Here is a 13,258-nt window from a genome sequence, read left to right as displayed (position 1 = left end):
TTATGCGGAGTATAATTGATAAAAGACCAATGAAGGTGGCACCACGGCTTTTCCGTCCTTTGTGATGGAAAGGCCTTTTTATATTCTTTTGACGTAAATTTGTCAAAAGGTTCTTGATAGATTGGTGTAGAAGAGCAGAGCATAGAGAAGGAGAGAAAGTGTATGACAGTTGAGCTTAGAAAGTATGCCATGAAGGTATTACAAGGTGATATGATGACGCCCATTTCCGTCTATCAATCACTTGATGGGAAGCATAAAATGCTATTCGAATCGTCTGCAAAGCATGAGGAAAGTGGGCGTTACTCGTTTATCGCGGTTAATCCAGTTGCAGAATTGATTGGCGATAGGGACGGTTATTCTTTTACCAAGGGTGGAGAAACTGAAAAAGTGAGCGACAATGTACTCACTAAATTAAAGCAGATCATGCCATTCCATGAGGTACAATATCCATTCTCTTTTTTTGGAGGAGCGATAGGTTACTTTGGATACGAAACAGCATTTTACGAAGAGAAAATAGGTGAATACTTGCAGGATGATTTACAAATGCCAGATGTTCATGTCTTTTTCTATGATACTTTTATTGTTTTTGACCATTTAAAGCAAGAGGTTACATTAGCAGCGATTGATTTATTTCATGAGGGTCGCTCATCTGAAGCAATGGAGTTGGCTATCTATGCGATGGAGGAGCAGCTATATGCTGGCACAACGTTTGATGCAATGGCGCTAGGTAAGCTAGATTTCAAGCCGATGATTGCAAAAGAAAAATTTGTAGCATTGGTTGAATGTGCTAAACAGTATATCCGTAAGGGTGACGTTTTCCAAATTGTCTTATCACAACGTTTCACCTCACCATTTACAGATAATCCTTTCGCTTTATATCGTCAGTTACGTACATCAAACCCTTCACCATATATGTTTTATATGGATTATGGCACATATACCATTTTAGGGACATCCCCTGAAAGTCTCGTGAAGGTAAAGGATCGTAAGGTAACGACAAATCCTATTGCAGGAACGAAGCCTAGAGGGAAGACGATGGAGCAGGATAATGCAATTGCGGAGAATTTATTAAACGATATAAAAGAAATTGCTGAGCATCGTATGTTAGTGGATTTAGGTCGCAATGACCTTGGACGAATTGCCAAAGTTGGTACAGTGAAGCTTATGAAATATATGAATATTGAGCGTTATAAACATGTTATGCATATTGTGTCAGAAGTTATCGGTGAATTACGTGATGATGTGCATGTTTTGGATGTACTTCGTGCCTGCTTGCCTGCAGGAACAGTGTCAGGTGCACCGAAAATTCGTGCCATGCAGCTAATCAATGAGCTAGAGCCTATAAAACGTGGTGTTTATGCTGGTGCAGTAGGCTATATTTCCACTACAGGGGATATGGATCTAGCTCTGGCTATTCGCACAATGATTATTAAGGATCAACGTGCCCATGTTCAGGCAGGAGCTGGTATTGTGTATGATTCTGTGCCATTATCTGAATACGAGGAAACACTCAATAAAGCTCGTGCGCTATTGGAGGTAAAAAAATGATTTTACTGATCGATAACTATGACTCATTCACTTATAATTTATTCCAGCAAATAAGTATGCTTGGTAAAGATGTAAAAGTAGTACGTAATGATGAGATTACAATAGAAGAAATTGAGAAAATGCAGCCAGAAGCCATTATTTTATCGCCTGGTCCAGGTACTCCAGTAGATGCAGGTATAACAGTGGATGTTGTAAAAGAACTTTATACAAAATTTCCTATTTTAGGAATTTGCCTTGGGCACCAATCAATAGGGCAGGCTTTTGGTAGTAGCATTGTTCAAGCTAAAAATATTATGCATGGAAAGTTATCTTCACTACAATACGAAAAAACAGGTTTATTTGCTCAGTTAAACGGTGAAATAGAGGTAATGCGCTACCATTCTCTTATCATCGAACAAAGCACGTTACATGAGGATTTCAATATATTAGCAACCTCTGATGATGATGGTGAAATTATGGCAATTCAACATAAGGAGTATCCACTTTTCGGACTACAATTCCATCCAGAATCCATAGGGACGAAAGAGGGCAATGTAATGATGCAAGCTTTCTTAGAACAAGTTTCATAATCTAAACAAATAGGCTGTCACCAAATGCTTTAATTTTTTGGTGACAGCCATTTTTATAGGAATATTCATTTTATCTTCATTTAGAAGATGTTTACTGTGCGAAAGCAATGCGATAGCTACAATTACACCAAGGCGATATTGATATTGACTACTTTTTCCCAGTGATTAGTTTAGCAATTTCCTCTAAAGACATGGCAGAGTTAATTTCATAGGATCCAATTTGTAAGCTACGAGCGTATTTAGCGTTGGCAAGTAAAATTTCCATCTCAACACTATTTTCGATAATGCCACCATCTTCAAGTTTTTTTGCGACAGTATATGGTGACATACCATTGTAAATTTGAAGCGTCATTGTGGCAGCATCTGCAGGGATATCACCTGACTCATCATTTTTTTTGTTCGTTGCTTCAGTCACCTGAGAGTGTTCCTTTGGAGCTTGCTTAACTTGTTCCCTTAACACTGCAACTTCTTTATTTGCCTGTTCGAGCTTTTTTTGCAGTTCCTTTACATTCTCTCCATTTGAGGAAGCTTCAGTTGGTAGACCTATGTTGAGATCAAAACGAGCTGCTAAAGCTAGCAATGCTCCAACAAGAAAAAGCGCAATGCCAAATGCACGGATAGCGGAGTTATTCATAAATTACCGACCTCCGTTTGCAATCACTTGTTTAACTTGCTCTTCTGTTAAATTTGAGCGAATACTTATATCGGCTATGGAAAGACCTTGTTTATTTAATTCTAGCACCTGGCTGACAATAATTTGATGGATGGGTTTGGTATGTGTCGAATTTTGTCCAGTATAAGATGCTTGTGCTGCCTGTTGAACAGCCTGCATCACTTGTTGAACCTTTGAATTTTGTACCGTGTTATTTTGTACTGACTTCGATTTAACCTGGAACTCAGGCTCTAATAACAGTTCCTCCTCAACAATTTTTAGACGACGTTTTAAATTGTTCGTTTCTTGAAAAATAGAGATAGATAGCTCTTCAACATCTTGTTCGACTTTTTTCGAGCTGTTTTTGAAAAAGAACGATACAATGATAAGAAGGATACCCACAATCATAAGTATGATGGATAAATCCAATAGTTTCACCTCATTAAAGTATGTAATTACCCCGCATAAACGGGCAATAATTTATCTGTACCAAAAGCGAAGCGTCAGGTACAAGACTCCCACTTCAAGATTTAAGTGATGCAAAAAATATTACTGGGAGATCAACTGCCCGTAAAAGCCCGATTGAGGCCAACACGATGTTGGTCACACATGCTTTTTTCGCAGGATGCGGAGTACTAGCTTGTGTTCCTCTACAACAATCAGTGGGATGGGGAAAATCCTCACTGATTGGCGTTTCACTTTATAAGATATTTTACCATAAGCAAACTTAATATGAAATGAAGGTAGATTTTTTTTCGATTTGTGTTATAATAGGTTAGTCGTATAAATCATGCTCAAATTTAAATTCTTGATATAGAGTGGGAGGGTTAATGATGCGCGTAAATATTACTTTAGCTTGCACAGATTGCGGCGAACGTAACTACATTTCTAAAAAGAACAAGCGTAACAATCCAGAGCGTCTTGAACTTAAAAAATATTGCTCTCGCGAGAAGAAATACACTCTTCACCGTGAAACTAAGTAATCGCTCATTAAGCCAAAACCACAAGTGGTTTTGGCTTTCTACATTCTATTGGGGGTAGTTTGGCATGGATAAAACATTTTTACGAAACGAGGTAAGGGGAGCTCTTGCTCAAATGAGTGAAGCTGCTTACCGAGAGCACTCTTTAACTGTAGCAAAACAAGTGCTACAAGAACCATATATAATAGAAGCAAATACTATCGGTATTACCATTTCCAATAAACCTGAAATCGACACAATTCATTTAATACAAGAACTGTGGCAGCTTAGTAAAAGGGTCGCTATTCCTAAATGCAACCCAAAAACAAAAGAAATGTCATTTTATGTCATTGAATCTTTTAACCAGCTTGAAACTGTATATATGCATTTGCGTGAGCCAATTCCAGAAAAGTGTGAGTTTATTGACGCAAATGAAATGGATATCATACTTGTTCCGGGAGTTGTTTTTGATAAGTTCGGCTATCGAATAGGCTATGGCGGTGGTTATTATGATCGCTATGTATTAAACTATAAAAAGGGTAAGCTTATGTCGCTGTTATTTGATGAACAGCTTTATGAGCATGTACCTACAAATGAGCATGATTGCCCAGTAGATATCATTGTGACACCGACTAAACGTATTGACTGTGTAGCACAACGAGGAGCGAACTAAAATGGACAAAATGTTAGATATTTATGAATTATTGAAAACGTATGGCACTTATATTTATACAAGAGATCCCATCGGTGATTTGATGTTAATGGAGGATGAAATTCGCGAACTATTTAAAGCGAATGTACTAGACGTTAAAGATTACCAAATGGCATTGTTACTAATTCGACAAGAAACAACAAAACTTCGTATGAAAGAAAATAATCAATAATGTTTTAAAAATAATTATTTTGGGTTATTGTAAAAATTATGTAACATGTATGTAATATTCTAAGAAACAGTGGCTTTCCACTGTTTTTATGATTTTACGAAACCTTTTACAATGTAAAACGTATATATTAAATATCCTGGGCATAGTACAATAAGGAGAAAATTTTCCAAAAATATATCTGTTGATTATCTGTAAAAAAAAGATTAAGATATATTTTGTTTCAGTAACAAATTGTAAAAAATAATTATTTTTTTGTAAGAAAGTAGGGAGGATGTTAGGAATGAAATCAATAAAGTGGCCTAAACATTCATTTATGATACTAGCGATCGTAGCAACTTGGATAAAAACGGTCATTGTATATCACACAAGCTTTGAGATGAAAATCGAAAATGCAATGCAACAATTTATTTTGTTTATTAATCCATTAAGCTTCTTGCTATTTGCTTATGGTATATCATTATTCTTTAAATCACCAAAAGTTAAAAATCGTTATATAATTACTATCAGTGTCATTTTATCGATTGTCTTATACGGAAATGTGGCATTCTACCGTTTCTACAATGACTTTATTACGCTGCCGGTATTATTCCAAACAAGTAACTTTAGTGATTTAGGAACTTCAGTATCAGCAATTGTAAACCCTTGGGATTTATTATATTTCATCGACGTAATTATTCTAATTTTAGCTAATAAATATATGCCTAGAATGAAAGATGCAGTGAAAGTCAACGTGGAATTCCGTCGCGCGTTCTTCGTATTAGCGATTGCTGTATCGTTCTTAAACTTAGGATTAGCGGAAACAGAGCGTCCGCAATTATTAACACGTAGCTTTGACCGTGAATTACTTGTAAAAAACATTGGTACGTATAATTACCATTTGTATGACATTTATATTCAATCTAAATCATCTGCTCAACGTGCATTAGCAGATGGCAGTGAATTAGTAGAAGTGAACAACTATATTCGCTCTAATCAGGCGGCAATCAACCCTGAAATGTTTGGTAAATACAAAGGTCGTAATTTAATTGTTGTTTCAATGGAATCTTTACAAAACTTTGTGATTAATAACCAGATGGATGGGCATGAAATTACACCATTCTTAAATTCTTTAACAAAAGATAAAGATACGTATTATTTCAGTAACTTCTATCACCAAACTGGATTAGGGAAAACTTCTGATTCAGAGTTTATTTTAGAAAACTCATTGTTTGGTTTAGGTCGTGGTGCAGTATTCTTCACTCATGGTGGAAATACGTATAACTCAATGGCTGAGCGCCTTGGAGAAAATGGCTACTTTACGAATGTCATGCACCCGAATAATAAATCATTCTGGAATCGTGATATGATGTATCACTCATTAAATATTAATAAATTCTATGATATAGATTCGTATAAAATTGGCGAAGGGCAAACTGTTAACTGGGGTATGAAAGATATCCCATTCGTAGAGCAATCTGCTGCCTTAATGAAAGATATGCCACAGCCATTCTATTCTCGACTAATTACATTAACGAACCACTATCCATTCACATTGGATCCTGAAGACATAATGATTCCTGAATACACTTCAAACTCAGGTACATTAAATCGTTACTTCCAAACTGTTCGTTATATGGATGAAGCACTTAAAGACTTCTTCCAAAGTTTAAAAGATCAAGGTGTATATGATAACTCTATTATCGTTATGTATGGTGACCATTACGGTATTTCAGAAAACCACAACAAAGCGATGGCTCAATATTTAGGGAAAGAAAGCATTACAGCATTCGATAATGCAATGCTACAAGAAGTACCTTTATTCATCCATATCCCTGGATCTGGTGATGGTAAAGAAATGACAGAGGTATCTGGACAAATGGATCTACGTCCAACAATTCTACACCTTCTTGGCGTTGAAACTTCAAAAGATATGCAACTTGGTGCAGACTTATTCTCACCTGAGCATGAAGACTTCGTTGTTTTCCGCGACGGTCGTTTTGTAACAGATAAATATGTATATGCTGGTGAAGCTTGCTATGACAAAGCTACTGGTGAAGAAATTGATGGTGAGCCATGTCAGCCATATGCTGATCGAGCTACAATGGAACTAGAGAATTCTGACACCATCATTAACGGTGACTTGCTTCGATTCTATGATGAAAAGACAGGTAACTTGAAGCAAGAGGCAGTCAAATAATCAAATGAGAGATCTCCTATTTATGGAGATCTTTTTTTTGTGAAGAGAAGAATCGCTCAGGTATATGAAGAAACTGCTCAGAGTGAACATGATAGCTCATATCTAAATAAATCAGTTGATACAAAGAGAGGAGGTTGTTTCGGTAGTGAATAGATAGAAAAAGAGCAGTCTCGCAATAGAGACTGCTCTTGTTTCTTGTCTAAATCTTAGTGTAATGATGGTGGATATCCGCTATTAATGACTGTCATGATTACAAACCAACCGAAAACAGCCGCGCTTAATAAGTTGAAAACAACACTTAATAGGTTCTTTTCTTTAATTGCTTGGAATGTACCAACTACAGCTAAAATCGCTACTAGACCAAAAATAACCATTAATAAGTTCATTAAAAATTGACACTCCTTTCGACATCAGAAAATGAATGTCGTAAACAATATTCCTCCTTAATTGTAAACGTTCTACCTGTTTTTGTCGAGAACTAAAATAGCGTAAACTATGAACATTTATCGTCAAATTGTGGCAAAGGCTGTATAATATGAAATTGAGGTGAAGATAATGATGAACGTACGAAGCTATTCTCTTGGCCCAGTCCAAACGAATTGTTATATCGTATCTAATAAAGATAAGGAATGTTTAATATTTGATCCAGGAGAGGAATCACAACGAATCATTAAAGCAATACGCAGTAATGGTTTAAAACCCTTAGCTATTTTTTTAACACATGCACATTTTGACCATATTGGTGCAGTGGATGCAATCCGTGAAGCTTTTAATGTTCCGGTTTGGATTCATGAAAAAGAAGTTAGTTGGTTAGGAGATCCGACAAAGAATGGCTCTAGTAAATACGCAGCATTACCAGATTATATTGTGGCTCTTCCAGCTGAAGAAAATATTATTAAGGAAGAACGACAATTTGAAATAAGTAATTTTATGTTTAAAGCTATTTTTACACCAGGACATTCACCTGGCAGTATTTCATATATTTTTGAAAATGATGGCTTTGCTATAGTTGGTGATACGCTATTTGAGCAAGGTGTTGGACGCACAGATTTACTTGCTGGCTCAACAAAAGTATTACTTGCGTCCATACATGATAAGCTATTGACACTACCTGAGGATACTATTATTTACCCTGGCCATGGCAACTATACAACTGTCGGAGTGGAAATGGAGACTAATCCTTTTTTAAATGGATTTTAAAAAGTGTATAGGAAATTAAACAATTCCATTTAATTATGATAAAATAAAAATAGGTGATGTAAATGGAATTAATATTACTTTTATCGTTGATTACTGATTTTAGTTATTTAGTTCAACATAGTCCATTTATAAAAGTATATATTTATACTATTTTTGATAAAATTTCTGTCTTTGATACAAATCTTGATGTAACGATTGATTTAACTGTTAATGTCAATTTCGAAACTAAGATTTATCTATCTCTTATATTTTTTAATAAATGGCTGAGAAAAGTAATTTACAGTAAATCCGATAATGATGAGGAATTAGTTTCCCTTTTATAAGAAAAATTATAAAAGGGGAGATATTCATTGCTTGAATTAATAACACAACCATTGACAAATTTATTAAATGCTTTCTTTCATTTTACGGGGAGCTATGTATTTGCCATAGTGCTTTTAACAGTGCTAATCCGCTTAATTCTAATGTACCCAAATTTTAAATCCTTTAAATCCCAATTAGCTGTTACTCAAACTACTCTAGGGAATAAAGAGCAATTATTAGAATTACAATCAAAATTAAGCCAAGTTAAAACAGAAGAAGAGCGTAAAGATTATCAATTGCAAATGTCCCAACTAATGATGGAAAATTTTTCAGGTATGAAAACTGGCTGTATAACAGCGCTTATTCAATTTCCGATTTTAACGGGTTTGTATTATACCATCTCAAAAAATAATTCCATTATGCAAGAGAATTTATTATGGTTTAATCTCGGTTCCACAGATGTATTTATGGCAATTATTGCAGGATTAGCGATGATGATTCAAATTTATTTATCATTTAAGCTATCAAAAAATAGTAATCCACAAGCAAAAATGATGATCTTTATGATGCCTACTATGATCGTAATTTCGTCTATTTTCATGCCATCAGCAATACCTTTTTATTGGACAGTGTCATCGATATGGATGATTGTACAAACCTTTGTGTTTAACAAATTTAAACCTAATTTAACTTAATAATATGTAAAAAAATCCCCCTTGCATTTTCGAAGAATAGATAGAATCAATCCATCTAAACTTTTGAATGTTAAGGGGGATTTTATAATACACATTAGTTTAGAAACGTCCTAATAGATTCAACAATAAAAAAAGCGTGTCTCACATATAAATGAGACACGCAATTTCTTTGTATTAATGACCGCCACCAGGTACGTGAATGAATGTTGTATAGTACGTGAAGCCAGCGAAGAATACAGTTAAATATGCTCCGAAAATGTACATGTACATACGTTCTGAAAGGTTTAAGAAGCCTAATAATAAGAATAAACCTGTATTACCTACGAATAATAGCGATACCTCGTTCATACCACCAAGGTAGAACATAACTGCAAAAATACCTGTCCAGAATGCCATAACTTTATACATATTATCCATGAAGATTTCCCCTCCTTTTGCCCACGACACAATAATCTCTTACTCATTATAAATGATATGAAAGGTGTCTGTAAACTGGAACTTCTTCTTCTTTTGTGACAAACAAATGGATTTTTAAATTAGCTTTCGATTTCTGTCACGTTTATTTCATATTTACATAAATCGCAATTATGTATCATGCTGTCAATTTGTATACATTCATTACTAGAAAATAACGCATCTAACTGTCCCTTTAAATAGGATTCATGTAAAGAACAAACTATTTCTGAATGGGTAGTAAGCTGCTCCTGAAACGGACAATTAAAAATGGAGAATGTCACCTTTTTACCATGCTCTGTTTGCTGAATTTGTGGAATATAGCCAATTAATGCTGCGTTGTCAGTTAATAACTGAAGTTTTTGTTCGAAGGAAAGAGTATTACTTAATTTTAACTCCGCACTTACATAACTTTTCATTTGTTGGTAACCATCCTGGTAGCTAATATCCTGGCATTTTGACAATGCGGATGGTCCAAATTCCTGAATTAATTGGATTGTCCATTTCAGTAGTCGTTCCTCTTCGCGTCTTGGGAATGTTAATGATACGCCTTTGTCTGAAGCCTTATAGACACGACCAGGTCGACCGCCTTTCCCAGTTTTAGCAAAATCAGCAGAGATAATATTGATTTCTGATAGCTTTGTTAAGTGTAGACGTGCAACGTTTGGATGAATGCCGAATTGATCAGCGATATTTTGAACCGTCACAGTTTTCTTCTCTTTCAGAATATACTCATAAATAGAGTATCTTGTTTCATCGGCTAATGTACTAGTAATTTTTAATGGATGGATCATTTGCTTCACCTCAATATATTTTTTTAATAATATGTTGTTTTCCAAGAGTTAGGAAAAAATTCATGTTAATTCTATTATATTGTATTATTGAAAAAGATACAGTTCCTTTCGGCATAAATATTAACTTTTTCGTGTATTTATATTCATTTTTAGTGAGAATTTGCATATTACCCACATTTTTATAGCAAAAAACATATTCAGCAGGAAATTTTATAGCAAATTTTTATTTTAAGAAAAGGGCTTTTCTCGTGGCGGTTTGGTATTTATACTAGGAAATAACGAATAGCGCGGTCATATTCGAATGAACCAGAAGAGAGGTGCAATATGCAGAACTTTGAAACGGTTGTCGAACAAAAATGTGAGCAACTTTTACTAAAGGCCTATCATTTCGGTGCATCAGATTTATTATTAGTACCAGAATCTGAACGATATCGTATTTATTTTCGAAAGTACGATAAGCTACTCCAAGCAGGTGAGTTACCGAACGACCTTGCGGAACGAGTGATTTCTTTTTATAAATTTTTAGCTGCATTAGATATTAGCGAGCGTCGCAAACCTCAAAGCGGCTCATTCCAAAAAGCTATAGAGCAAGACCAATATGCCTTCCGTGTTTCTACACTTCCCTCGGTATTTTTAAAAGAAAGCCTAATTATCCGACTTCTTCTACAAAATCATACATTTCCACTTACTTCCTTATGTTATTCCAAATATGCAGCAGACATGCTAACGGAGCTCGTGCAAAGTCGACAAGGCCTGCTATGTTTTACAGGTGCAACGGGCTCCGGTAAGTCAACCTCCCTATATTCCCTTATTCATTACTGTTCAACGGAACTTAATCGACACGTAATTTCATTAGAAGATCCTGTAGAAAATAACCAAGCCAATCTACTTCAAATTCAGGTAAACGAACGAGCTGGTGTTACATATGCTACAGGCTTAAAGGCTATTTTACGCCATTCACCTGACGTAATTATGATAGGCGAAATACGTGATAGAGAGACTGCAAAAATCGCGATTGAAGCTTCTTTAACAGGTCATTTAGTGCTATCGACCATCCATGCAAAGGATTCAATAAGCTGTCTTTATCGACTAATTGATTTAGGAGTTTCTGTTGAGGAACTTCGTCAAACTGTGATAGGTATAGTTGCTCAAATACTTTTCCAATCCCCGATAGTCCAGGAAGAACGCCGTGCATTGTTTGAAATATTAAGTGATGATCATCTACAAATGGCTATTAAAGCAATTATGCAAAAAGCGAGCTATGAACTGCCACATGATTTAACGCTTGCTGGTCAAAGAAAATTAATTGAGGGGCATAACTATGCAACTACAAAAGTTTACTGAGGGGATTCTATTAGCGTACAAAAAGGCAACAAAATGGCGCGTAAGAGAACAGGCCCATTTTTTTAGTCGATTAAGTGTGTTAATGCAAGAAGGTTATTTATTTCCACAGGCTATTTCTATTCTATTACCCCATCATATTGAAGCGCATGAAGAAATACAAAAGCTAATCAATGAAAGACTTAGGCAAGGAGTAGGTGTTACAGGAGTTCTTGAAGCATTGCAGCTTTCCAAGCATCATTTAGTGGCAATAACAGTTGCAGAAAACAACGGGCATATGATTGAGGCCCTAAAAGGTGTGGCAAAGCAAATGGCTTTGAGTGAGGCGACGAAGAAAAAATTGATAAAGCTTCTCTTGTATCCAGTGGTACTCATTATATTTTTATTGCTATTGTTTTTAGTATTTCGGACAATATTCTATCCCAATATAGAAAAAATAGTGACAAGTCGAACTACAGGCACTGAAGAGACAAGTATTGCTTTTTCAAAGATATTATTGCATCTACCAGATGCTCTCATCGTCACAGGGGTGGTAATAATTTGTAGTATTGTGATTTTTCAACTCCTTCTCAAAAGACGCCCAATTGCGCAACAGCTAAATTTGATCTTAAAAATCCCATTTATTCAGATTTATATACGACTATCTATGACCAGGCAATTTGCTGCTTATTTAGGAAGTCTGCTGCAAAGTGGATTTTCTTTACAGGCAAGTCTACACATTTTAGAGGAGCAGCAACTGCAGCCATTTTTACAGTATTTAGCTAGTCGTTTAAAGGAGCGGGTTATTTTTGGTGATACGCTATCACAGGCTGTTAATTTGATGTCAGTATGGCAGAAGGATTTCTCGACCTTTGTTGAACATGGAGAGCAAAGTGGCTTTTTAGGAAAAGAGCTGGTACTGTATAGCGAATTATTGACAGAAAAGCAGGAGCAATTATTGCATAGAGTGTTGGCGTTCGTGCAGCCGACTTTCTTTATCATTATTGCAGTGTGCATAGTTGCAGCATATGTAAGTATATTACTACCAATTTATCACATGATTGAACTAGTATAGGAGGATAATAATGAAACGTATTAAGCAACAAGACGGTTTTACTTTAATCGAGATGTTAATTGTACTCTTGATAATATCAGTTTTGATTTTAATAACAATCCCAAATGTTACGAAACATTTCGCCACAATCGATAAGAAGGGCTGTACAGCGTATATAGCTATAAATGCGTAGAAAAACAACCTTTAGTGAAAATTCAGTCATATCAAGGGTTTGGAGCTTTTTTGTGGGAATGCATAATTCTAAAACTGCTTAAATCTGTTCATTTTGATAGTACAATTAAACAATTTATTAATTCGGATACCAAAGGTTTTACCTTAGGTTTTTTTGTGTTTTAATTAGTAATAATAATGCAATAACATTGGGGGTATTGGTGATGGCTAAACAAACTGATATTATAAAGCAAATTGAACGTTCACAGAAGATGATGGGAAGCGTTGAAACAAGAGGAATTTTAGACAGCATATCAGCGACACAGAAGATGATGGGAAGCGTTGGAACAAGAGGAATTTTAGACAGCGTATCAGCGGCACAGCGGATGATGGGAAGCGTTGGAACAAGAGGGATTTTAGACAGCGTATCAGCGACACAGAAGATGATGGGAAGCGTTGGAACAAGAGGAATTTTAGACA

Annotated in this window: 17 protein-coding genes, 1 pseudogene and 1 other annotated feature (1 of these 19 cut by a window edge); of the genes and pseudogenes, 13 read left to right on the top strand and 5 right to left on the bottom strand. The window is 35.5% G+C overall.

Annotated elements, in window-relative coordinates; translation table 11 throughout:
* Positions 1-63: a binding site (T-box leader), on the top strand; it begins 237 nt to the left of the window's first position.
* 99 nt (positions 64-162) lie between these two features.
* Together trpE and ACIQXF_RS06665 are read left to right on the top strand one after the other, a co-directional pair.
* Positions 163-1,548: an anthranilate synthase component I gene (gene trpE, locus ACIQXF_RS06670; RefSeq protein WP_402780413.1), complete on the top strand. Its 1,386-nt coding sequence runs from the start codon at positions 163-165 to the stop codon at positions 1,546-1,548.
* The gene (locus ACIQXF_RS06665; RefSeq protein WP_402780411.1) at positions 1,545-2,117 is read left to right on the top strand and encodes an anthranilate synthase component II; all 573 of its coding nucleotides are present in this window, start codon (positions 1,545-1,547) and stop codon (positions 2,115-2,117) included. The genes trpE and ACIQXF_RS06665 overlap by 4 nt, the downstream gene beginning before the upstream one ends.
* A 148-nt stretch (positions 2,118-2,265) precedes the next feature.
* Here the strand turns inward: ACIQXF_RS06665 and ACIQXF_RS06660 are convergent, their stop codons facing one another.
* Together ACIQXF_RS06660 and ACIQXF_RS06655 are read right to left on the bottom strand one after the other, a co-directional pair.
* On the bottom strand, positions 2,266-2,751 hold the full coding sequence (locus ACIQXF_RS06660; RefSeq protein ID WP_402780409.1) for a hypothetical protein: 486 nt from the start codon (positions 2,749-2,751) through the stop codon (positions 2,266-2,268).
* Positions 2,752-2,754: 3 nt separating this feature from the next.
* Positions 2,755-3,207 (bottom strand): hypothetical protein, encoded by a 453-nt coding sequence (locus tag ACIQXF_RS06655; RefSeq protein WP_402780407.1) that lies wholly within the window; start codon positions 3,205-3,207, stop codon positions 2,755-2,757.
* Between the two features lie 395 nt (positions 3,208-3,602).
* Between ACIQXF_RS06655 and rpmG the strand changes: the two genes are divergently transcribed.
* The 4 genes from rpmG (at position 3,603) to ACIQXF_RS06635 (ending at position 6,788) form a co-directional block, all read left to right on the top strand.
* Positions 3,603-3,752, top strand: coding sequence for a 50S ribosomal protein L33 (gene rpmG, locus ACIQXF_RS06650; RefSeq protein ID WP_008408521.1), 150 nt, complete (start codon positions 3,603-3,605; stop codon positions 3,750-3,752).
* Positions 3,753-3,816: 64 nt separating this feature from the next.
* Positions 3,817-4,401 carry a 5-formyltetrahydrofolate cyclo-ligase gene (locus ACIQXF_RS06645; protein ID WP_402780405.1) on the top strand — a complete coding sequence of 195 codons (585 nt, stop codon included), beginning with the start codon at positions 3,817-3,819 and terminating at the stop codon, positions 4,399-4,401.
* Position 4,402: 1 nt separating this feature from the next.
* The gene (locus ACIQXF_RS06640) at positions 4,403-4,612 is read left to right on the top strand and encodes a YqgQ family protein (protein WP_402780403.1); all 210 of its coding nucleotides are present in this window, start codon (positions 4,403-4,405) and stop codon (positions 4,610-4,612) included.
* Positions 4,613-4,892: 280 nt separating this feature from the next.
* Positions 4,893-6,788 carry an LTA synthase family protein gene (locus tag ACIQXF_RS06635; protein WP_402780401.1) on the top strand — a complete coding sequence of 632 codons (1,896 nt, stop codon included), beginning with the start codon at positions 4,893-4,895 and terminating at the stop codon, positions 6,786-6,788.
* Between the two features lie 206 nt (positions 6,789-6,994).
* Here the strand turns inward: ACIQXF_RS06635 and ACIQXF_RS06630 are convergent, their stop codons facing one another.
* On the bottom strand, positions 6,995-7,174 hold the full coding sequence (locus tag ACIQXF_RS06630; RefSeq protein ID WP_402780399.1) for a DUF2759 domain-containing protein: 180 nt from the start codon (positions 7,172-7,174) through the stop codon (positions 6,995-6,997).
* A gap of 169 nt (positions 7,175-7,343) precedes the next feature.
* On the opposite strand from ACIQXF_RS06630, the gene ACIQXF_RS06625 reads away from it, so the two are divergent.
* The 3 genes from ACIQXF_RS06625 (at position 7,344) to yidC (ending at position 8,986) form a co-directional block, all read left to right on the top strand.
* The gene (locus tag ACIQXF_RS06625) at positions 7,344-7,988 is read left to right on the top strand and encodes an MBL fold metallo-hydrolase (RefSeq protein ID WP_402780397.1); all 645 of its coding nucleotides are present in this window, start codon (positions 7,344-7,346) and stop codon (positions 7,986-7,988) included.
* Between the two features lie 62 nt (positions 7,989-8,050).
* The gene (locus ACIQXF_RS06620; RefSeq protein ID WP_402780396.1) at positions 8,051-8,311 is read left to right on the top strand and encodes a hypothetical protein; all 261 of its coding nucleotides are present in this window, start codon (positions 8,051-8,053) and stop codon (positions 8,309-8,311) included.
* Positions 8,312-8,338: 27 nt separating this feature from the next.
* The gene (gene yidC / locus ACIQXF_RS06615; RefSeq protein ID WP_402780394.1) at positions 8,339-8,986 is read left to right on the top strand and encodes a membrane protein insertase YidC; all 648 of its coding nucleotides are present in this window, start codon (positions 8,339-8,341) and stop codon (positions 8,984-8,986) included.
* A gap of 174 nt (positions 8,987-9,160) precedes the next feature.
* On the opposite strand, the gene ACIQXF_RS06610 is transcribed toward yidC, so the two are convergent.
* Both ACIQXF_RS06610 and ACIQXF_RS06605 read right to left on the bottom strand, forming a co-directional pair.
* Complete coding sequence (locus ACIQXF_RS06610) at positions 9,161-9,403, bottom strand: DUF2626 family protein (RefSeq protein WP_024361272.1); 243 nt, start codon at positions 9,401-9,403, stop codon at positions 9,161-9,163.
* A 119-nt stretch (positions 9,404-9,522) separates the two neighbouring features.
* The gene (locus ACIQXF_RS06605; protein ID WP_402780392.1) at positions 9,523-10,278 is read right to left on the bottom strand and encodes a helix-turn-helix transcriptional regulator; all 756 of its coding nucleotides are present in this window, start codon (positions 10,276-10,278) and stop codon (positions 9,523-9,525) included.
* A gap of 279 nt (positions 10,279-10,557) precedes the next feature.
* On the opposite strand from ACIQXF_RS06605, the gene comGA reads away from it, so the two are divergent.
* From comGA to ACIQXF_RS06585, 4 genes and pseudogenes are all read left to right on the top strand, one after another.
* Entirely contained in the window at positions 10,558-11,577 is a 1,020-nt protein-coding gene (gene comGA, locus ACIQXF_RS06600; protein WP_402780390.1) for a competence type IV pilus ATPase ComGA, read from the top strand.
* Positions 11,555-12,628 (top strand): competence type IV pilus assembly protein ComGB, encoded by a 1,074-nt coding sequence (gene comGB / locus ACIQXF_RS06595; RefSeq protein ID WP_402780388.1) that lies wholly within the window; start codon positions 11,555-11,557, stop codon positions 12,626-12,628. The genes comGA and comGB overlap by 23 nt, the downstream gene beginning before the upstream one ends.
* Before the next feature lie 10 nt (positions 12,629-12,638).
* Positions 12,639-12,785 (top strand): annotated as a pseudogene (locus ACIQXF_RS06590) (prepilin-type N-terminal cleavage/methylation domain-containing protein); the annotation flags it as partial.
* 217 nt (positions 12,786-13,002) lie between these two features.
* Positions 13,003-13,258 (top strand): hypothetical protein (locus ACIQXF_RS06585; RefSeq protein ID WP_402780386.1); only part of this gene is annotated, 256 nt, incomplete at its 3' end.

Origin of the sequence: Lysinibacillus sp. NPDC097231 (genome assembly GCF_044761885.1) — a bacterium.
Taxonomy (GTDB): domain Bacteria; phylum Bacillota; class Bacilli; order Bacillales_A; family Planococcaceae; genus Lysinibacillus.
Note: the sequence above shows the minus strand (reverse complement) of the source record. Positions and strands in the feature narration are given on the sequence as shown.